At 42.6% G+C, this 21,522-nt stretch carries 11 protein-coding genes; 5 read left to right on the top strand and 6 right to left on the bottom strand.

All coding sequences use genetic code 11. From position 1 onward, the window contains the following. Window positions 1-83: 83 nt before the first annotated feature. The gene (locus tag ACT3ID_RS10715) at window positions 84-3,434 is read right to left on the bottom strand and encodes a VCBS repeat-containing protein (RefSeq protein WP_491542027.1); all 3,351 of its coding nucleotides are present in this window, start codon (window positions 3,432-3,434) and stop codon (window positions 84-86) included. Between the two features lie 209 nt (window positions 3,435-3,643). On the opposite strand from ACT3ID_RS10715, the gene ACT3ID_RS10710 reads away from it, so the two are divergent. Both ACT3ID_RS10710 and ACT3ID_RS10705 read left to right on the top strand, forming a co-directional pair. Further along, window positions 3,644-4,645, top strand: a complete 1,002-nt coding sequence (locus ACT3ID_RS10710) for a LacI family DNA-binding transcriptional regulator (protein WP_491542026.1) — start codon at window positions 3,644-3,646, stop codon at window positions 4,643-4,645. A 233-nt stretch (window positions 4,646-4,878) separates the two neighbouring features. Beyond that, a complete protein-coding gene (locus ACT3ID_RS10705) occupies window positions 4,879-5,664 on the top strand; it encodes an endonuclease/exonuclease/phosphatase family protein (RefSeq protein WP_491542025.1) in 786 nt (261 codons plus the stop codon). A gap of 90 nt (window positions 5,665-5,754) precedes the next feature. Here ACT3ID_RS10705 and ACT3ID_RS10700 read toward each other — a convergent pair whose 3' ends face one another. From ACT3ID_RS10700 to ACT3ID_RS10685, 4 genes are all read right to left on the bottom strand, one after another. After that, window positions 5,755-6,537, bottom strand: coding sequence for a carboxylesterase family protein (locus ACT3ID_RS10700; protein WP_491542024.1), 783 nt, complete (start codon window positions 6,535-6,537; stop codon window positions 5,755-5,757). Between the two features lie 177 nt (window positions 6,538-6,714). Then, a complete protein-coding gene (locus ACT3ID_RS10695; protein ID WP_491542023.1) occupies window positions 6,715-10,209 on the bottom strand; it encodes a methylmalonyl-CoA mutase family protein in 3,495 nt (1,164 codons plus the stop codon). A gap of 388 nt (window positions 10,210-10,597) precedes the next feature. After that, complete coding sequence (gene mprF, locus ACT3ID_RS10690) at window positions 10,598-13,150, bottom strand: bifunctional lysylphosphatidylglycerol flippase/synthetase MprF (RefSeq protein WP_491542022.1); 2,553 nt, start codon at window positions 13,148-13,150, stop codon at window positions 10,598-10,600. Between the two features lie 25 nt (window positions 13,151-13,175). Next, window positions 13,176-14,792 (bottom strand): Ig-like domain-containing domain, encoded by a 1,617-nt coding sequence (locus ACT3ID_RS10685; protein ID WP_491542021.1) that lies wholly within the window; start codon window positions 14,790-14,792, stop codon window positions 13,176-13,178. A gap of 980 nt (window positions 14,793-15,772) precedes the next feature. Between ACT3ID_RS10685 and ACT3ID_RS10680 the strand changes: the two genes are divergently transcribed. The 3 genes from ACT3ID_RS10680 (at window position 15,773) to ACT3ID_RS10670 (ending at window position 19,163) form a co-directional block, all read left to right on the top strand. Continuing rightward, window positions 15,773-17,212, top strand: a complete 1,440-nt coding sequence (locus tag ACT3ID_RS10680) for a nicotinate phosphoribosyltransferase (RefSeq protein ID WP_491542020.1) — start codon at window positions 15,773-15,775, stop codon at window positions 17,210-17,212. A gap of 10 nt (window positions 17,213-17,222) precedes the next feature. Beyond that, entirely contained in the window at window positions 17,223-17,843 is a 621-nt protein-coding gene (gene pncA, locus ACT3ID_RS10675) for a bifunctional nicotinamidase/pyrazinamidase (protein WP_491542019.1), read from the top strand. Between the two features lie 234 nt (window positions 17,844-18,077). Beyond that, window positions 18,078-19,163 carry an NAD(P)/FAD-dependent oxidoreductase gene (locus ACT3ID_RS10670; protein ID WP_491542018.1) on the top strand — a complete coding sequence of 362 codons (1,086 nt, stop codon included), beginning with the start codon at window positions 18,078-18,080 and terminating at the stop codon, window positions 19,161-19,163. A gap of 858 nt (window positions 19,164-20,021) precedes the next feature. Here the strand turns inward: ACT3ID_RS10670 and ACT3ID_RS10665 are convergent. Beyond that, a complete protein-coding gene (locus ACT3ID_RS10665; protein WP_491542017.1) occupies window positions 20,022-21,512 on the bottom strand; it encodes a DUF5723 family protein in 1,491 nt (496 codons plus the stop codon). Between the last annotated feature and the right edge of the window lie 10 nt (window positions 21,513-21,522).

Here is a 21,522-nt window from a genome sequence, read left to right as displayed (position 1 = left end):
ACCGAAACCAACAATATGAGTAAAAGATATCTGTAATATTGTCTCTCATAACAAAAAATCAGAAGATTTTCAGATCTGCCACTTCAGTTATTAACTAAGTGTTCATTTTTAAGTATCTCAAAAAAAACGGGACTTTTATCATTAATGCCAACAATTAATATTTCTTTTTTACCCCCCTGCTTCACCGTAACAATATTTCTTATCTCCCCTCTTATATAAAATCCACTCTTCCCATGTTCTAACACATTTAATATTCCATCTTCATTTCCTTCGAGATACCAACCGAAGCTTGCGTCATAGCGTCCTCCATACATAGGTTGTACATCAAATAAATTTCCGCCCATAACCACATCTTTATAACTATCACCATTGAAGTCTCCTGTATGAAAGTCAAATATTGGTGCAAATTGAGTTTCCCGAGGAAGTTGATTGACTTCAAATTTGTTATTCCCCTTATTTTCTATAAGGACAGAAGCCAAGTTGGAAACTTCTTTTCGAGAGGCCCCTTCCATACGTTTGGGACCGAAAATATTAGGAATCGAGGTTTCTGCATATGATTCATAAGTGGGAAACTTTGGCCGCAAATAGTAAAAAGGCTCAAGCAGTTGATCACGCGGAGCTATAGGATAAACTTCCCCATCTTGGGTTTGTCCAATAATAGGTTCAGCGTTGCCATCTTTGTCAAAATCATTGAGATACATCACCAGCGTTTGGTCAACAGAAGCTTCTAAAGTAGTGTTCAAGCCCATATTCCCCGCCAAAATATCGGTGTCCCCATCATTGTCTATGTCAGTAGCATGAATACTTTGCCACAATCCAGAACCAGTTACGAGATCATTAAGCTTTTCCAGTCTATCACCATTGTTTAGAAAAATAGTCACAGGCATCCAGTCACCGGCCACAACTAAATCAAGTGTCCCGTCACCATTAATATCTGCCGCGTCAGCGTCACTAACCATTCCTATTTTACTGAGACCGGGCGCTTTCTCACCGGTCATGTCGATGAAAGTTCCATCCCCCTGATTTTCAAGCAAGTAACTTTTAGGTGTTAAACCGTAGTTTTCGGGGATCGATCGACTACCAACAAAAAGATCCAGATCTCCGTCACTATCGAAATCGAAAGGTACCGCAACAGAACCATTTACTTTGAAATCGGGAATTGCATTTACAGCATGAACAAACTTCCCATCTCCGTTATTAAGATAGAGACGATCATCAAAATTGACCACATTATTATTGTCTTCATTCCCTCCACTTACTACATATAAATCCAGGGTACCATCATTATTTGCGTCAAAAAAAATGGCATCAGTATCTTCGTAGAGAGAGTCATTCTCAAAAGATTGATTCGGTTGTTTTTTAAAGACACCGTTTTTTTGCTGTATAAACAGTGAACTGCTCTGATGTCTGGATCCGCCTATATAAAGATCATCAAGTCCATCGTCATTTACATCACCAACCGCCAAAGGAGGCCCCATTTTCGAAAGCTGGTAGGGCATTAGCGGCTGAGCTTTAAATCCGTTGAAATTATTTTCTTCATGTTTGAAATTTTGATCCAACGGACTTTGAATCTTATTAACCCGTTGCCGATCCTTTTTCTGTTTTTTTCCTATCTCTTTCTGGATGGAACTATCTTGATGAAATGTTAACTGTTGATTGACTGGAATATTTGTTTCGACAGTCTTTTCTCCTCCGGGCCAAATAATTTCCAGACTGTCTACCCGGTTAGCTTTACCAAATCCAAAAAATATGCGTGGATCAACGGAGGACTGAAACCCTCTTGTGACTGATAGCTGTGCCAATTGTGACTCTCCCCCAGCATAAGCAATAACCTTACTGCCAATAGCCTGAGTGTTACTCTTGTGGCCTTTCAATTTAACTGTCAGATATGAGCTGCTGTCTTTTTCGGTAGTCAGATTACGATAAACTGAAGCAGTTGAGTTTACATTGTTGATCACCAAGTCCAGGTCCCCATCATTGTCCAAATCCCCATAAGCCATTCCACTCGAATAACCAGGTGCATCTAGTCCCCAATCTTCGGTCTTTTCAGTAAAATGAAGATTGCCTGCGTTGCGAAAAGCTACATTCGATATTTCAGTATGTGGCATACTGTCAATCAATGATATATTTTCATCGGTAACCCCCTGATCCAAAGATCTCTGCATATTATCCGTTCTGACCATTTTCAGATAATCCATATCATTGGGCCGCCGATAGATGCCATTCGTGACAAACAGATCTTTCATACCATCGTTATCCATATCAAAAAGCAGGGGTGCCCAACTCCAGTCGGTAGCATGTACTCCAGCTAAAGGCGCAATTTCGGAAAAAACCGGCATCGAATCGGGATTTACCCCCAAATTCAACTGTAACGTATTACGTATATACTGTGGATGATAACCATATTCTCTCTGAATGGAGTATACTTCATAGGGCTCACTACTCACGGCGGTTTTTAACCCTTTTTCAGTTGAAGGAAGCATATCAAGCACTGCTATATCCGGCTTCAGATCATTGTTGATATCACCAATATCATTTCCCATTGATGCCCGACTGGTATGTTCCATGCTTTGCTCCAAAACCTCATGAAACGTTCCATTCCCATTATTTAAGTATAGATAATCGTTCTCATGAAAATCATTTGATACATATATATCTAAATAGTGATCATCATTTATATCGCTGACATTCACTGCCAATCCATATCCCAAAATACTACTGTGGATACCGGCCTCCTCTGTAACATTTTTAAAGGTACCGTTATCATTACGGTAAAGACGGTCTCCTGCTTCATCACTACTTTTATTACGACGATCAGAAGGCCGAAATGAATCCTCAGTATGAATTGCATGATTCAATAAATACATATCCAAGTCACCATCATTATCCATATCAAAAAAGACCGCCTGTTTTGAATACCCACTAAAGTCGAGGCCATATTCTTCAGCTTGCTCACTAAAAGTGGAATCACCGTTGTTAATATATAGTTGATTTCTTCCCTCTTTCGATCGATAGTTAACATTACAGATATAAATATCCAGCAAACCATCTCCATTCACATCAGCCATAGTTGTGCCGGTAGTCCAATCTCCAAAACCCGAAACTCCCGCTTTTTCGGTTATATCGACAAACTTAAAATCTCCCTGATTCAGATATAGTTTATTCGGCCCCATATTGGCTGTCAAATATACATCCGGTAATCCATCGTTATTGATATCCCCTATGGACACACCGCCCCCATCATAAAAATATAGATAATTGATTATGTTAAAGTCAGGAGATTGAGCAACAATATTCTCAAAAGAAATACCTGTTTGCACCGGATCTATACTCTCGAATCTTGAAGCACTTTTTTCAAAATTACAAGCACCAACAAACAGCATAAGACCTATAAAAAGTGGGCAAATACTATGGCAGTGCTGCGAAATATCCATTATATAGCAAGAGTTATCTGTTATTTAGATTTTTTTAAAATTACCTATAGATTTGTAGAGACAAACAGCAGGTAGGTAGTAAAGATTTCTCACTTTAATTAAATGGAATAAAAGGAAATTTAAAAAACCATTTTTTGTGAAGCTTTAAAATTGAATCAGTTATATCTCGTAATCTTAATTACTTTATTCAATATTAATTAACATTAATTGTGAAAGTTACTTTAAAACATATTGCTGAAGAAACAGGCTATTCCATCTCCACAGTTTCCCGGGTTCTCAATGGTTCTGATAAAATAAGCAAAACAGCACGCCGCAAGATTTATCAAACCGCCAAACGACTTAACTATCCCATTTATAGAAGCGAAAATGGTGAAAAAGTTGTTGATGCTCTTAAAATATTCTTTGTGGTAACAGGATTCCACATTGGTGAATTTTATGCTTCAATGTTTAATGGGCTAAATAATGCTGCTGAGAAACATAATGCCCAGCTTTCTATGATTAGCATAAAGAAATCGTTTGATGAAACTCTGCAGGATATAAAAGAACTAAGCCAGGAAAAGTATGAGGGACTTATTATTTTTGCCCCCGAGTTTCATAAACAAAATTATGAACAGCTAAGAGAAGAACTTCCTCATAATTATCCCATTGTATCAAACGCGGTTATTGAAAACCCGGTAGTATCAACTGTAAGCTTTGACAGCTACAGTGGTGGATTTCTTGCCGGAGAACATTTTAGAAAAAAAGGATATGGGAGTTGCGGTATTATAAAAGGTCCGTTTAAAAAGGCTGAAGCCCGCTATCGGTCAAATGGCTTCCGCGACTTTATTTATCAAACTTCGGATATGGAGCTGTGTTGGGAATATCAGGGAGATTTTACTTTTGAATCAGGTATAAAAGCTTTTAAAGCTTTTGAAAAAGCTGATAAAAAACCGCGCTGTATATTTGCCAGTAATGATGTAATGGGACATGGCTTTCTGGAGGAGGCACTAAAAAATGACTACCGTGTTCCGGAAGATTTAGCACTTGTAGGATATGATGATTTACCTATATGTACAAGACATCGCCCTACCATTTCTTCAATTCATACCGATTATGAAAAACTGGGATTGGTCACAATGGAGAAAATGAAAGAAATATTTACTAATCCGGATCAACAAGAAGGAGTATTAAGCTTAGTACCTGTAAATCTAAAAGCACGTGAATCATCATAGTAATGCTTATGACTTATCGTAATGTCTGTCGAAAGGACCAGAATCCCAGGCAGAGCATCTTTCTAATCCTAGTTTTGCTGTAAATCAAAATTAAGCTACTGTCTATGAAATTTGATCTACCACCTATAATCCCCAAATATTTAGCATTACCAGTAGCTGTTTTTCTGTGTATCTTTTGGCTTAGCTTTGATTCTAACCCTCAAAATATCAGGAGCGGGGATAGTTTGTTAGTAATGAGCTACAATTTACGATTTGATACGCCTGACGACGGTCCCAATCGTTGGGATGCCCGCAAGGATCAGGTGGTAAACCTAATTCGATTTTACGAGCCCGCTTTTATCGGCACACAAGAGGGACTACTTCATCAGCTGGAGTATCTTGAAGATGAACTGACCAAATATAAGTGGATTGGAGTCGGACGCGATGACGGCAGTATGGAGGGAGAATTTTCAGCTCTCTTTTATGATACCACTAAAGCTGAACTTGTAGAGGGGTCTGAACAAACAATTTGGCTCTCCGAAACGCCGAATAAACCCAGTAAAAGCTGGGATGCAGCATTGCCCCGGATAGTCACCTATGGACAGTTCAGGAATAAAGCTGATAATTCGCAATTCTATGTCTTCAACACTCATTTTGATCATGCCGGTGAAACGGCCCGTGCTAAAAGTGCAGAACTGGTTGTTGAAAAAGTAAAAGAGGTAGCCGAAGGTAAACCAGTAATTTTTACGGGTGATTTTAACGTCACTCCTGATACTAAGCCCTATGCTACATTAACCTCCGAAAACAGTTCATTACAGGATGCCTATGAAGCTTCATCCCAACCTCACCTGGGTCCACAATTTACATACGAAGGCTTTGAAGTCCGCAATAAAAATGAAGATAATCGCCGCATCGATTATATTTTTGTAAATGATAAAGTGCAGGTTCTGAAACATGCTATTATCCCAACTTTCAGTGAATACTATTATCCCTCAGATCACTTGCCGGTAATAGCGGAAATAACTTTTAACGTGGAGTGAGCCGCAGAGCGACTGAAAGAGGGATAGGGAGACTAATCAGTCCTATCGGTGCAGATCTGTGACAAACTTTTGTCCCTTAGTGGTAAGACCTTACCTCAATGTTTTACTGAACATCCATTCGTATAGATGGGGATTGCTGTAGGCTTGCACCCATGCTCCAATATGATCTTCATCGGGATATTCGGTATAACCCGGTGAACCGCCTGCAACACGGATAGCATTTACAATATTTCGCGAGTATTCCGGCAGAACAACTTCATCCTCTGCCCCGTGAAACACCCATATCGACGTATCTTTTAAGAAAAAAGCACGAGTAGCATCACCCCCGCCACAAATAGGCACTGCAGCGGCAAACATATTCGGATGCCGTTCGATCAAATCAAATGTGCCAAAACCACCCATTGAAATACCGGTGACATAGAGCCGGTTCCTGTCAACGGAAAACTGTTCTTGTAGCTGCTCCAGGAGTTCAATTGTGAGACGCATTGGTTCGGCCGGTTCTTCGAGCATCGGAACTGAAAACGAGGTGGTATCGCGTACAGATTCAAGTGTGGACCAGTATTCTCCTTCTGGGACCTGTGGCGCCACAACAAAGGCCGGATATTTTTTTCTCATTTTCGGATCAGCAAAATGAGAAACGCCCCACTTAAGCTGACTGTAATTATCACTGCCCCGTTCTCCGGCTCCGTGTAGAAACAGTACGAGCGGATAGCTTTTGCTGGAATCATAATCGACAGGCTTCAGAATACGATAGTTAAGTTCATTGCCATCATCATCGCTATACTTTTCTGCTTCAAAGTCAGTTATTTGACCAGAAACAGATCCTGCAGATAAGAAAATACCAACAAATAGTAGAAATAGGAACCTAATCATATAATCAAAATCTAAAATCGAAAAAACCAACTTTTAGTTTTATATGTATTTTATAGAGACAGTTACTGCGGGATCTTTTAAAGTACAATTGCTTACAGATGCTGAAACAAGTTCAGCATGACATAGTGATTTGCAAAGAACTCACATCACGAATCACGCATTACGCATCAAGAAAATCTACATATTCCGTCGATACTGACCACCGACTTCGTAGAGTGCCTCAGAAATCTGACCCAGTGAAGCTACCTTCACCGTTTCCATCAACTCTTCAAAGATATTTCCGTTATTGCGGGCTACTTCTTTCAGTCGCTCAATAGCCTCTTCGGATTCTTTTTCATTTCGTTCCCAGAAAGCCTCCAAACTTTCAATCTGTTGCTCCTTTTCTTCCTTTGTAGAACGGATCAGGTCAACTTCTTTCTCTTCTTCAGCACTTTCCGCATCCTCGTTTATAAAGGTGTTGACACCAATTATAGGCTTTTCTCCACTATGTTTTTTGGATTCATAGTGCAGGCTTTCATCCTGTATCTTTCCCCGCTGATACATATTCTCCATAGCGCCAAGAACCCCACCACGCTCTGTCAAGCGATCAAACTCTGAAAGGATCGCCTCTTCAACGAGGTCTGTCAGCTCTTCAATAAAGTACGATCCCTGGTTGATATTTTCATTTTTTGCCGTCCCCATCTCTTTGTTGATAATTAGCTGAATAGCCAGCGCGCGTCGGACCGACTCTTCGGTAGGTGTAGTGATCGCCTCGTCATAAGCATTGGTATGCAATGAGTTACAGTTATCGTATATCGCCAGCAATGCCTGTAGTGTCGTGCGGATATCATTGAACTGAATCTCCTGCGCGTGGAGCGAACGTCCGCTCGTCTGGATATGATATTTGAGTTTCTGGGATCGCTCATTTGCGCCGTACTTTTCACGCATTGCCACCGCCCAAATCCGTCGGGCTACACGTCCGATTACGGCGTATTCGGGATCCAGTCCATTACTGAAAAAGAATGACAGGTTATGGGCAAAGTCATCGATATCCATTCCGCGCGACAGGTAATACTCCACATAGGTAAAGCCGTTAGCAAGCGTAAATGCCGCCTGGGTAATGGGATTAGCTCCCGCCTCAGCAATGTGATAACCCGAGATAGAAACCGAGTAGTAATTACGTACCTCGTGATCGGTAAAATATTGCTGAATATCCCCCATCATTTTCAGGGCAAATTCTGTGGAAAAGATGCAGGTGTTTTGTGCCTGGTCTTCCTTGAGGATATCGGCCTGTACTGTTCCGCGGACGACTGAAAGTGCTTCTTCCTTGATCTCGTTGTAAGTTTCTTCATCCACTAATTTATCTCCTGTAATACCAAGTAGTCCCAATCCGAAACCGTCGTTTGTATCTGGCAGTTCATTGTTGTACTGCGGTGGCTCGACTCCACGCTCATCAAAATACTCCCGGATCTTTTCCCGGGCTTCTTCCCACTTACCGTTCTCTTTCAGGCAGCGCTCAATTTCCTGATCGATGGCGGTATTCATAAACATCGCCAGAATCATCGGGGCCGGGCCATTAATTGTCATTGACACCGATGTTTTGCGGGATGTGAGCTCAAATCCGGAATAGAGCTTCTTCATATCATCAAGGGTGCAGATGCTTACCCCGGAATTACCAACTTTGCCATAAATATCGGGACGATGATCCGGATCTTCGCCATAGAGCGTAACAGAGTCAAAAGCCGTTGACAGTCGGGCAGCGGGCATGCCTTCACTCAGATAATGAAAACGCTTGTTTGTTCGCTCGGGGGTCCCTTCTCCGGCAAACATCCGCGTGGGATCTTCCCCTTCTCGCTTAAATTCAAACACACCGGCCGTAAAAGGATAATAGCCAGGCAGATTTTCTTTAAGTGCAAATTTCAGTTGTTCGCCTTTGTGCTTTGTCTTTGGCAGTGCCACGCGTGGGATTTCAAGTCCGCTCAGTGACTTACGAAACATTTTGTTTTTGAATGTTTTATCCCGGACCTGAACCTCCACATAATCCTGACGATACTCTTCATAGAGATCATCCCACTGCTCTAAAATCTTCTTACAGCGCGAATCAAGCTTACTGATCCAATGCTCGCGCATCGTTTTCAATTTATCTTTGATAGTATCCTGTTCATCCGGGCCCCAGTTATCTATCTGCTCAATGGTACCGGTTACTTCATCCAGTTTGCTGGCAATATCTACCTGTTGTTCAGCCCAGCTGTGATAATCCCGAATGGTCTCGGATATGTTGGACAGATAGCGCTGACGCTTACCGGGAATAATTGCCTGTCCCTGGATATCCTCCGCCGGCTCGGGATTAGTATAGATTTTCGTCTCCCAATTCAGACTGTAATGATCATTTACGTTATCAACAAGTGCTTTGAAAAGCCGATTAATCCCCTCATCGTTGAACTGCGCTGCAATGGTAGGATATACCGGCATAGCTTCGGGATCCAGATCCCACGCCCCCCTATTTCGTTTCATCTGCTTACGCACATCTCGAAGAGCATCAAGCGATCCTTTCTTTTCAAACTTGTTAAGCACAACCATTTCGGCAAGATCCAGCATGTTGATCTTCTCAAGCTGTGTAGCCGCTCCGTACTCGCTGGTCATTACGTAGAGCGGAATATCCGAAATGTTTACAATTTCCGTATCACTTTGTCCGATACCACTTGTCTCCACAACCACCAGGTCAAAACCGGCCGTTTTGCAGACTTCGATAGCTCCTTTAATAGCACTACTTGTGGTGCGATTAGTTGCCCGTGTAGCCAGGCTGCGCATAAATACTCGATCAGGATCAATACTGTTCATGCGAATACGATCTCCCAACAGAGCACCACCAGTACGTACTTTGGATGGATCGATCGAGATAACAGCAATATTGATATCCTCAAATTCTGTCAAAAATCGACGAACAAGCTCATCAGTGAGAGAGCTTTTTCCTGCCCCACCGGTTCCGGTAATGCCAATGAGCGGGATGGGATGTCCATTTTTTTGTGCAGGGATGACATTTCCCTTGCCATCCAGCAGCTGTCCATCTTCAAATTTTATGATCTCATCATGATTATTTTCGAGTGCTGAAATACAGCGGGCAAGAACCTTTGGATCTTTTTCTGTAATCCGCTGGGCATCAACCGGCTCAATATCCGCAGTATCAAAGTCACATTTTTCGAGCATGTAATTGATCATGCCCTGCAGGCCCATCTCATTTCCATCTTCAACAGAAAAAATGCGGGTGACACCAGCTTCATGCAGCTCCTGGATCTCTTCACCGACTATGACACCGCCGCCACCACCAAATACCTTGATATGCGAAGCGCCGCGCTCCTCGAGAAGCTCCACCATGTATTTAAAATACTCCATATGTCCGCCCTGATACGAACTGACGGCAATACCCTGTACATCTTCCTGAATGGCGCAATCAACGATCTCTTGTACCGATCGATTATGACCAAGATGAATGACTTCGGCTCCGCTGCTCTGCAGTATCCGGCGCATTATATTGATACTTGCATCGTGACCGTCAAACAGACTGGCAGCTGTAACAAATCGAATTTTGTGTTCCGATTCATAGACCTCCGGACGTCCTTCCTTTTGAGCTTGGGAACGATCTTCACCGGCCGTCTTTGTCGCTTGATCGGATGTCATCGTATCATCAGACATAATAGGGGTTCTTTTGTTGCTGGATTCCTAAACAAGAAATGTAAGAAATTTGAGGCAATTTTTTCAGTGTCTTACTCAGAAGTATAATAAAACTCATGTCACCCAGAATTTATTTCAGGGGTCTGTTACCTATATTTTTATTTACTGCAACAGATGCTGAAAGAGATCCTGAATCAAGGTTCAGGACTAAAGGTTCAGCATGACACCCCATCCCCTCTGGTTCAAGTTTTTAACTTGGACCAGCATTTTATTCCTCGCAGTACAAACCGGTAACAGCGGTGCCTGCTTGCGGAAATACTTTTTGCGGATCGAAACAGGCGCTTCGATCTACTACTTGAACGCAGTGGGTTTTAAATATTTTATTGATCTGTATTTAACTTCTGAAACATTATTTATTGCTGACAAGATTTGAAAAGCCGCCCGATACCACATTGGTAAGATTTGACAGTACACCCGGCAGCGCCCAACCACCAGGGCAAACTAAAAATTTAGGCTCCCAGACAGGATTAAACTGTCCTTTATAATCCCTGACTGTTTTAAATCCATATAAATTTTCGCCATACGTATATACAAAGTTGGCCAACTTGCTCCACCCTGGTGAGAAATCATGCTCCTCCATCCCCGACAGCGGTGCCATACCCAAATTAAAGTATTTATACCCCTCCTGTTTTCCCCAGAGCATTGTCTGAACGAGCATGAAATCAATAATACCCTCTGGAGTAGTAGGGCGATAACGAAGCAAGTCGGTCATCAATTCATAGCTTTCAGCACTTTGTAAAATGTTGGAAAATGCTACAAACTGTCCGTCTTTTTTGATGACCGCAATGGGGAAATTACTGAGATAGTCTTCATCAAAGTAGCCGACTGAAAAACCACGTTCCTTTCGCTTTTGTGCATCAATACTAGCCTCTGAAATTGCTTTTAATTCAGGAAGAAACTTTGGCAGCGAATCAGGTGAAATAATTTGCCATTTGAATCCCCTGTTTCTCATGTTGTTATAGCTATCCCATATCCGGTCATCTACTGAATACTGGAGATCAAAATTTGTGAGAGGAATACGCGCTTCTTCGCCCAGCTTAAAAAGTGTGAGTCCAAGGTCTACATAATGTTCAAGATACTGGCTGTCGGTGTTGTAAAACACCGGATATGCATCATCCATCAGGCAAGCATCATTGAACTCCCATATAAGTTCTTCGACCTCGGCTTGTGGGCCAACAGGATCTCCCATCGAAACCCAACTCCGGCTTTCCTTGGTAAACATGATAAACGATGTTTTCGCATCATTAAAAAACAGCTCCTTATCTTTAAGCAGCACCAGCTTTGCATTTGCTTTGGGAGATTCATTTGCAATTCTCTGAGCAGCCTGAAGCTCCTGTTCTTCAGGAGCCACAGTAGCACTCATTCTGGGACGAAGTAACTTTATCAGTCCAACGATGACAGCAAATCCCAGAGCAGCCACAGTTGCTCTCATATAACGCGGTGCATCGCCCATCAATGTGAACTGCCACCATAGTTCTTTTTGGTATTCTACATGACGATAAGAAAAAATCCCGAGCCATACGGCGCTGACCAGCACCATCAGGATAAGAGAAAACCAGCGAGCCGAGAAAACTTGGCCAAAAAGCGAGGCTTTGCGGTTAAATTCATTTCGGCAGGGAATCAACGCTATCAGCATTACAGCTAAAAATGATGCTTCTTCATAGTCTGCACCTTTCAGCAATGAAAATAGAATGCCAAATATTAGCAGCGCTACGGTAAGATGATAGGCCCCGTCGATACGACGCTGTAACGCACTTGCGAGAACCAACAGTGCTGCCCCCACGAGACTGGCAAAGAAATGAGACATTTCAATAACCGGCAGCGGTATAATATGCTGAAGCCAATTCATCCGTGGTACTTCGGATGGTAAGGCGCCCGAAAATAGCAGAATTGCGCCTCCGATAAATACCGAAAAGCTCATCACCTGCGGCACTACTCGTGGCACCCAGTTTGCTGCTTTCTCACGGAATTCTTCTACCTTCTGCCGGTTCACCTTGTATTCTTGATAACCAAGGACAACCAAGGCTCCCATCAACGGCAGGATATAGTAGATAATCCGATAGACAACCAAAATACCCAACACCTGCGAGCCAGGCATAAAGTTTGTCAGATATACTAGCATTACGGATTCAAAAACGCCGAGTCCACCCGGAACCTGACTAAATAATCCGGCTATCTGAGCCAGCAAGAAAATCCCCGTAAAACTAAAGAATGATATCTCATCAGATGGCAATAGTACATACAGAACGGATGCCGCAAGCAGCCAATCAATCGATGCGATAACAACCTGTTGGAGTGAGAGTTTCAGATTTGGAAACTCGAATGACCAACTTCTGAAGGATAGTTCTTTTTTTAATTTGGCACTGGCGATAACATAGCCTATCACCATCACAAGCAGAATTACACCTAAGATGCGCAGCGAGACAAATGGAACAGTAACTTCATTGGGGAGGTCCGGCGTAGCAAAAAACAGCGCCAACCCTGCTACGGCACAAAACCCAATCCACAACGTAAATGCACTGAAAGCAACAATTTGTGTAACCTGCAGGCCCGAAAATCCCCATGCGGAATAGATACGATAACGGATGGATCCCCCCGTAAGCAATGCCATACCAATATTATGGCTAAAGGCATAGCCGACATATCCTGCACGGATAATTTTGCCAGCTTCCAACTTTTCTCCAATATAATGAACTCCCAGTGCATCATATGCGGTGAGCAATAAATAACTGAAAAAGGATAAAACCAGTGACAACAAAATATACGTATTCGGAATCTGTGATAACTGAGTCATCACTTCCGACAGCTCATATTGCCTTAGCTCACGGTCTAGAAACCACAGAGCAAACCCAAAGAAAATTATACTAATTAAAGGGGTTAATTTTTTTAGCTTCTTTTTCATAGACAACAGAGAGCAAATATTTTTTCTAGTCTTGAAAATCTATTGTCAGATCTCCGGTAAAATCGGTTTTAACTGGTACGCGCCGTTGAATAAAGTAAGGCTCCGGTTCCCTAAATGGATCTACCTCACCATAATCCCATCTTCCGTTTTCATTTCGGTCATGATATGCAATAATTTTGTAAGTTAATGGTGGCAGGCCAGTAATCTCAACCTCTCCGGTAAAAGTGGTATCTCTGACAAAGTCTGATTCATCATTCTCAATACGCAGATAAACATTTTCCATTGTTGAATCTTCAAGCATTACATTTAATGAGCCCATCTGCGAATCGTGCCATATTTCGGGCTGAAACTGTCTGTAGTCTTCCACTTGCGGATCCCAGGTACGCACCTCATAACTGGTACCCTCTCTCCACTGTTTATCCGGTAAGATGTTCAGCACATTATAGCGAATCTCTATGTTCGGCCAGTCTTCAATAAGGGAATCACCCTCTACAATCTTAAGAGAATCACTGATCGCATCCTCCTCAATAGGCTTGGCATATGTTATTTTGATCGGATCGGTCGGATAATATCCCGAGGTCGTATTACGCTTTATAATCCGCTGATTGGTAGTATCTTCTTGAGCTGATCCAGTAAAGGTCTGCTTGGTTTTGGCAAGTACATTGCCCGCTTCGTCTGTCAAACCGTTAATTTCAAGGGTGTAACTCTCTTCTTCATCCAGTGGTTCTTCGCTGTGTGCAAAAAGAATGAATTTGTCGTTCGGCTGAATATATAAAGGAATAGCAGTGCTGTAGGGATTGCCCAACGTATCAACCACGGTGATTTCTGTTGTATCTGTAAGCTGCATATTTTCGCTGAATCGCATCCTCATGCGCTGCGATGAAAAAAGACCGATTCCCTGCAGTGCAGGATTGGTCGTATCCTCTGAAACATAATAAACAGTACCTATCGTATCTTCTTCCGCTTTTTCCAGCTTAATAAATTCCCGACTGAACGGCTGTGCCCGTTCCTGTTCAGGTTCCCAAATTTTATTCCTATTTCGATCCTCAACCCAAATTGCTTTATAAGTTCCATCACTAAGGTATGAAAATTGGAATACACCACTAGTATCTGTTGAAGCTATATAATCGGCTTTTTCCTGAAGGTTGAAAGGTTCACGATAGAGCAACACGCGCTGTCCATCTTCAACTTCTCCTGTCTCCGCATTAACAACTCTTCCAAATATTTTACCTTCATCAATTTCAGGTCCTGTAGAGACGGCAATCTTTTGAGGCTGTGCCATCTCATTATTATTCATATCCTGGAACTCTGTACCAACTGTTACAATAAGCGTTGTTGTATCAGGAAGCTCGCGGTCAAATTGAATTTCTACTGACTTTCTACCCCAATCTAAATCATATTCAAGTCCGATATCCGGCTCTATAACTAGTGCTTGGTTTAGTGAACCCCGGTCCACAAATTCTGAAAAATGAAGGGTGATGCTGTTTCCTTCAAAATTGACAGTCCCGGTTTCGGGTTCAGAACGTGTGATTGTAGGTCCCTCTTCGTCAGGCGGGCCGCCGGTTGGTTGTGAGGGCGTAGCACAACCTAAATACATAATAAATACTACCCATAGAATGGCATTCCCCCAGCGATGGTACATCACAAATAGTTATGTGCAAAATTCTAGTTTCCGGCAAAGATACAAATTTTAACATGTCTTTTTAGATTCCGCTCCAAATAAAGAGTTGAAAATTGAAGCCTCCAAATTTAAGTAAGTGTTACCATGGCAACAAATTGATCTTTCTTATCCCCCACGGATAAATCCGTGGGTTAAGCATACTTTGTCAGAGCTCACTTGGAGTGAGCTTTGGTTTTCCTCTTAGCCTGATGATTCATCTTCAGGCGGAGGGCAACAAAGAAAGTAAATAAGTTAAGTCTATTAACTCATCGGATATAAATTTGTACGACCTATGGAGATCAGTTATTTGGTTAAACCTGTCAGGATTTATTCAAACTAATTATGTTCAATTAACAACTTTTGTTGCTAATTTTAGCTGTTGTGGGCATCGTCGCGACACAGAGTAAATTGAATCTATAACCAATAATGGAAGAAAAAGAGATACCAATGAAATGGATACAAATTCATCTACCATATTACTTACACCCTTCGTTCCGGAATCCATGAACCAGACGTAGAGCGTCTTTCCATGCGTTCCGCACCAGAGGTACGGAACGAGAAAATATCCCCCACGGATAAATCCGTGGGTTAAGCATTTTTTGTCAGAGCTCACTTGAAGTAAGCTTTGGTTTTCCTCTTAGCCTGATGATTCATCTTCAGGCGGAGGCTCACCTAAGTATCGGCCCGCCTTGAAAGACGGGACTAAGAACTGAAAAAGAGCTGAAGAATTCTGAACCCAGCTTCTGCCTACAAGATATGCTTGTGATAGTCCGTTGACTAGTAGTTGATAATTAAGTTTATGAATCAATATGCAGGGCATCTATCCATACGTTCCGACGCAGAGCATCTGAACGAGATAGTAAATTTCCTTTTCATCCTCCGGGCTTCAACAAAACGGTTACAGCTTATCTTTTGTATTATGTATCTTGTGGTTCTGAACATCAGTAAATCATAATCTCTTTATGGCTCTTTTAAAATCCGAGGAATCTTTATCACTTCTTAAGCGTCCTGCTCTCTACACCGACTATTATGAATTGACAATGGCCCAGGGATATTTCTTATCCGGCCGTAAAGATGAACAGGCCTGTTTTGATTATTTTTTCCGGGATATTCCGTTTGATGGAGGATATGTTGTTTTTGCAGGATTGGCTGATCTGCTTGAAGCACTTGATGTATTTCGATTTCATGAAGATGAGCTGAAGTATCTCGCGGATCGTGGATTTCATCCGGAATTTCTGAATTATTTGCGCAATCTCGAACTTACATTGGATATTTATGCTGCAAAAGAGGGTGAAATTGTATTTCCCCGCGAGCCTGTAGTGCGCGTTGAAGGTTCTATTATCGAAACGCAGATGCTCGAGACACTACTTTTAAATATTCTCAACTTTGAGTCGCTGATAGCAACCAAAGCTTCGCGAATGAAATATGCGGCCGGCGATCATAAAGTATTGGATTTCGGATTGCGCCGCGCACAGGGACTGGGTGGCATTCAAGCCAGTAAAGCAGCCATTATCGGTGGTGTAGAAGCGACTTCAAACACCTATTCCTCTTTCGTTCACGATACCCCGGCAAGCGGTACTATGGCTCACTCGTGGATTCAGTCGTTTGAGGATGAGCTGACCGCCTTTCGCAAATATGCTGAATATTATCCCGATGAGTGCATTTTGCTGGTTGATACCTACGACACATTGCAAAGCGGAGTGCCAAACGCCATCAAGGTGGCAAAACAACTGGAAGAGCAAGGACATCAGCTGAAAGGAATACGTCTTGACAGCGGCGATCTGGCCTATTTTTCACGAAAAGCCCGCAAGAAGCTCGATCGAGCAGGACTTGACTATGTGAAAATCGCTGTCTCTAATCAGCTTGATGAACGACTTATAAAAAGCCTGCTAAGCCAGAATGCCCCTATCGATCTTTTTGGCGTGGGAACAAGATTGGTAACAGGCCATGAAAGCCCGGCACTGGATGGCGTATATAAATTGGCCTCTGTCAACCAAGAGCCGAAATTAAAGCTCTCTGAAAATGTCGAGAAAATTACCCTGCCCGGCCATAAAAATGTGTTTCGATATACCGACGAAGAGGGCATGTTCTATGGAGATGGCATTACGTTGGCTGATGAATCCAGGCCTGATACTATTTATCATCCTCTTTATCCCACCAAGTATACCACTGTTAGCTCCTTTTCGTTCGAACCACTGTTACACCCGATCATGAAAGATGGTGAACAATTAACGATTTCGCCCAATCCCAAAGAAAGCGCTGATTATGCCAAGCAGCGACTGAAAAAATTAAATCCGGAGCATAAACGTTTTGAGAACCCACATATTTATAAAGTGGGAGTCAGTAAAAAATTGATGGATCTACGCAATGAATTAACAGAAAATCTAAAGAAAAAACGATAATTCCATAGTTATGGAAGCACTATTAATTATTGATGTACAGAACGACTTTTGCCCTGGTGGAGCGCTTGAAGTTCCCAATGGCGATGAAGTTGTACCGGTAATTAACCAACTATCGGAACAGTTCGATGTAGTCGTGCAAACACAGGATTGGCATCCGGACGGTCACTCTTCTTTTGCCTCCTCACACGAGGGCAAAGAACCTTTTGAGACCATTGAAATGCCTTACGGAGAGCAGGTGCTTTGGCCAGATCATTGCGTGCAGGGAAGTGATGGAGCTGCGTTTCATCCCGATCTCATAACGAACCGTTCACAACTAATTGTTCGCAAAGGATTTCGCAAAGACATAGACTCCTATTCCGCTTTTTATGAAAACGACAACTCAACAACCACCGGTCTTGCGGGATACCTGCGTGAGCGAAATATTGATACCCTTTACGCTGCAGGACTTGCCACAGACTTCTGCGTCAAATGGTCGGTTGTTGACGGACTCAAAGAGGATTTTAACGTCAAGGTTGTAGAAGATGCCGTAAGAGGTATCGATATCGAAGGATCTGTCGACCAGGCGTGGAATGAGATGCTCGAAGCGGGGGCTGAAAAGGTATCTTCCGAGGATCTGCTTACTGATCAATGATGTGTTTTGGGTGTTTCAGGCATCCGGACCAATAAGTCATTTCAAACGTTCTACATGGCTATTTCAAACATCCGCGCTTGAAACAGACCAGAAGTGGAAGCGGTAAGTGAAAAGCGTGGACACTTACTTATCACAGCAGTTGCTAATTAGCTGGAAGCTTATGACACCAAGAAAGCTGAACGGCTTTCTTCCCTTCAACCACAATTGTAACTAAAAATATGTTGGATAAACTGGATGAATCACCAAGCTGATTTTTGTATTCTCGGGGCCGGATTAGCCGGTCTCTCCCTGGCAGATACGTTGGCCGATTATGACTTTTCTACTGTCGTCATCGACAAAGAATCGATTGGTTCCGGTGCCTCGGGTACCCCGGGCGGACTTGTAAATCCCGCTACCGGGCGTCGGGCTAAAAAATCGTGGAAAGCCGAACAATGCTATCGAGCCATTGCCACTAATTTGCAAAAAGTCCAGCAATCAGGGGAGAAAACTTTTTACGTAAATAATGGAGTACTCCGCCCTGCCCTGCTGGAGAAAATGGCACGAAAAATGAAAGATCAGTATGAGAGTACTACATGGCCCGACGGCTGGTGCCAGTGGAAAAGCGAAGGTGAAATCAAAGAGATACATCCGGGCATAAAATGCGTAAATGGAGGGCTTTGGCTGCCTATAGGACTTACTGTGGATGTGGGAAAATATATGTCCGCTTATTCAAAATATCTGCAAAATCGCGGCCTCTCTATTCTGTTTAATAACAAACCTCAGAACATCAGTAAAGATGAAGAATGGCATATTGAGCTTGAAGATTCTACCATCCGTGCCCGAAATCTGGTTTTTGCTACGGGTCACTCTATCGGTGTATCTCCTTTTTGGGATTGGCTTCCTGTGAATCTTATCAAGGGACAGGTTGCAAAATTTAAATCAACATCCTCGCTTTCTTTCTCGCACTCCATTTCGAGCCTGGGATATATAGCGCGCCTGGAAGAAGAAAACACGTTTATTCAGGGTAGTACTTATGAACACGATTTCGAGGATCTGAATCCCGATAAAGAAGGCGAAGACTACCTGCGCAAACGGATGCGGCGAACCCTTCCACAGTTGGAGCAAGAATCGGAGGTTGTCGAGCAATGGGCCGGTGTGCGAACTTCCACTCCCAATTATAAGCCAATTTTGGGTGAGCATCCCGAGAAGAAAAACCTACACGTTTTTGCGGGATTGGGTTCCAAGGGATTGCTGTATGGAAAGTTTTTAGCTGAGCATTATGCCAAACATATTACCGATGGCACTTATCTTTATCCGGAGATTGATGTAGCTCGATTTTAAGGATTAGTTATCCACAAAGATTCACAAAGGAGGCGCGAAGTTGCACAAAGTGAATTGTTTAGATTTCGAGAAAAGAATGTGCTTCGATTTAGGACAACAACTGCCGATATCATCTCTATTTGATCCCCTGGAATGAGATCCGCCGTTAGTCGGACAAGTTCTCAAATACTAACACAGCTTTGGGTACAATTTGGTCCCTATAAAAAAGTTGAGATTCCTCATCATTCAGAAAATCACTGAATTCTTCGGAATGACACAGAATTATATATTGAAATCAATTCATATGTCATTTTGAAACGAAGTGAAAGTATTTGTTCTCTATATCCGCTATCTGAACTATGCCTTATGGAATCAACAGGATCTTCAGGATGGTTTGAAAATTTTTCAAAGCATTGAGATAAGTGTGGGCGATTTGATTATTTCAACAGGTAAGTGTTGCATTACGGCTCGAGCGGTATGAGATATGCCAGTTAAAAAATAGTCATCTCGTTCAGTCGCTCTGCGACTGAACATATCTGGACGCTCCGCGTCCCTAAGCAAATTATCAGAATCTAAAGATAAAATACAGAGTGATGACCACAGCTGGGGCCATAGTGCATTAGCGGGTGCTCGCGCTAGAGAACTGTCGGACAAGCTGTCCAGCCTACGGGAAGGGAAACAAATAGGTAAGAGCGGGAGCAACAAACCCGTTTATTCTCCGAGATATAATTTCTGTATAGTGAATAACTCTGTATTCAAGCCCATACATTTTCTCGCAAAACTCTGTTGTCCGCTACTCTTGGAAATTTATTACGCGGAGCGTATAACTGATGTCCCGACGCAGAGCATCGGGACAAGATAAGTCACTCTGTAAGGTGATTAAAATCTAAAGACCAATCCGCTCCAGGCCCCGCCGATTCCCGAACCGTGATTTTCTGAATTAGGCACTGTCAATCCCGCAACGGTAAATTCAAAATTGCGCAGTTCAATACCAGTTCCAAAGGTAATACTGGAAGAAGTTAATCCGCCGGTACGATATCCTGCACGCACTGGTATGAAATTAAATAGTTTATATTCAGCACCCAATCCCATAGCCAGACGTTTGCTATTCATACCCTGGTCGTTAACTCCTTTTGAAAAATCGAGGGCAAAAGCGAGTTTACCGAGTTGTAAATGGCCTCCCAGGTTTACTTTGGCCGGTAACTTTTCAACAATTTTATCTTCGCTGTCTACATTGTAATTCAGATAAATATCGTTGCGAATGCTATCGCTAAGCGCATCGTCAAAACCATCTTCAAGATCAGCTCCTTCCCAGGTAAAGGTATCATTTCCGGTAAAAGATCCGGCTTCTTCATCATAAACAACAGAACCAAGATCAGTCATAGAAAAGCCTACTCTTAAACTTTTGTCACCGCCGATCCAGGAGAATGCTTGTTTGAGGGGGCCTGCAAGATCCATCTCAACAGTCCCTCCCAAATCAACACCGAATCCGCTACCCTGTACGGCGTTAAAATTATCAGCATCGGGGTCTATATAATCTCCAAGGCTACCGGTAAAATCTTCGTTCTGACTATCGCTGCGATACTGCCTGAATTGTTCAGTCAGCTGTCCTACGGTATGAAAAGTATATTCGAAATCATGAACTACTTCTCGGTCTGTAACCTGAAGTGTTGAATTGAAATCGATACCGGAAGTATAATGAGGCACAATATATTTAGGAGCTATACCACCGTATATCTTTACATTTTCAGCAAATCCAATCGTTGGCAGCTCTAAAATTTTATAGGAAACCCCAGCCGATATCTCGCTAAAGGCTATAGCTTTACTGCTGAAATTTACCGGCTTGGGATCTTCAAAACGCTCCGAAGTTACTCCCGACAACACGACTTCGGCATATCCCCTGTTCACAGAGCCGGAAAAGAATGTTCTGTTTCGCAAAGCCAGACTAAAAGCCATATTATCTCCACGCCAGGAACCCGCAACAGGAATAATATCCAGCTCTAATCCCAATCTATTTGAACTGGATACATCACTTCCAAACCAATCGTTAAGGGCTGATTCGGTATTAACAAGTCCGCCCGTGGTAAAATGTTTATTATAGGCAGAGACATTGAGCAAAGGACCACCGGTTGCCGCCGAAATACCACCAAGAAGTCCAAAGCTGCGGGCCGGTTTATTGCTGTTGTTAACCAATAAATTGGCAGGATTTACAAAATTAGCATGATAGGTATCAAGATAAGCGGTACCTGTGGCTCCCATACTTAAACTGGAAGCGGAATAGTGTCCCGATTGCGCTTTGAGTGAGGTACTCAAACCCAGGAAAATTGCAATCGTTAAAAACAGTGTGATTTGATATTTGAAAAATCTCATAACTAATTTC

The sequence above is a fragment of the Fodinibius sp. GM108 genome (assembly GCF_058386985.1).
This window is presented reverse-complemented; position numbering and strand designations above follow the sequence as displayed.

What these genes read in the sequence shown, in the direction of transcription:
- ACT3ID_RS10700 (WP_491542024.1), bottom strand. Translation starts at nt 6,537, where the DNA reads ATGATTAGGTTCCTATTTCTACTATTTGTTGGTATTTTCTTATCTGCA.
- pncA (WP_491542019.1), top strand. Translation starts at nt 17,223, where the DNA reads ATGGAAGCACTATTAATTATTGATGTACAGAACGACTTTTGCCCTGGT.
- ACT3ID_RS10680 (WP_491542020.1), top strand. Translation starts at nt 15,773, where the DNA reads ATGGCTCTTTTAAAATCCGAGGAATCTTTATCACTTCTTAAGCGTCCT.
- mprF (WP_491542022.1), bottom strand. Translation starts at nt 13,150, where the DNA reads ATGAAAAAGAAGCTAAAAAAATTAACCCCTTTAATTAGTATAATTTTC.
- ACT3ID_RS10665 (WP_491542017.1), bottom strand. Translation starts at nt 21,512, where the DNA reads ATGAGATTTTTCAAATATCAAATCACACTGTTTTTAACGATTGCAATT.
- ACT3ID_RS10715 (WP_491542027.1), bottom strand. Translation starts at nt 3,434, where the DNA reads ATGGATATTTCGCAGCACTGCCATAGTATTTGCCCACTTTTTATAGGT.
- ACT3ID_RS10685 (WP_491542021.1), bottom strand. Translation starts at nt 14,792, where the DNA reads ATGTACCATCGCTGGGGGAATGCCATTCTATGGGTAGTATTTATTATG.
- ACT3ID_RS10695 (WP_491542023.1), bottom strand. Translation starts at nt 10,209, where the DNA reads ATGTCTGATGATACGATGACATCCGATCAAGCGACAAAGACGGCCGGT.
- ACT3ID_RS10705 (WP_491542025.1), top strand. Translation starts at nt 4,879, where the DNA reads ATGAGCTACAATTTACGATTTGATACGCCTGACGACGGTCCCAATCGT.
- ACT3ID_RS10670 (WP_491542018.1), top strand. Translation starts at nt 18,078, where the DNA reads ATGAATCACCAAGCTGATTTTTGTATTCTCGGGGCCGGATTAGCCGGT.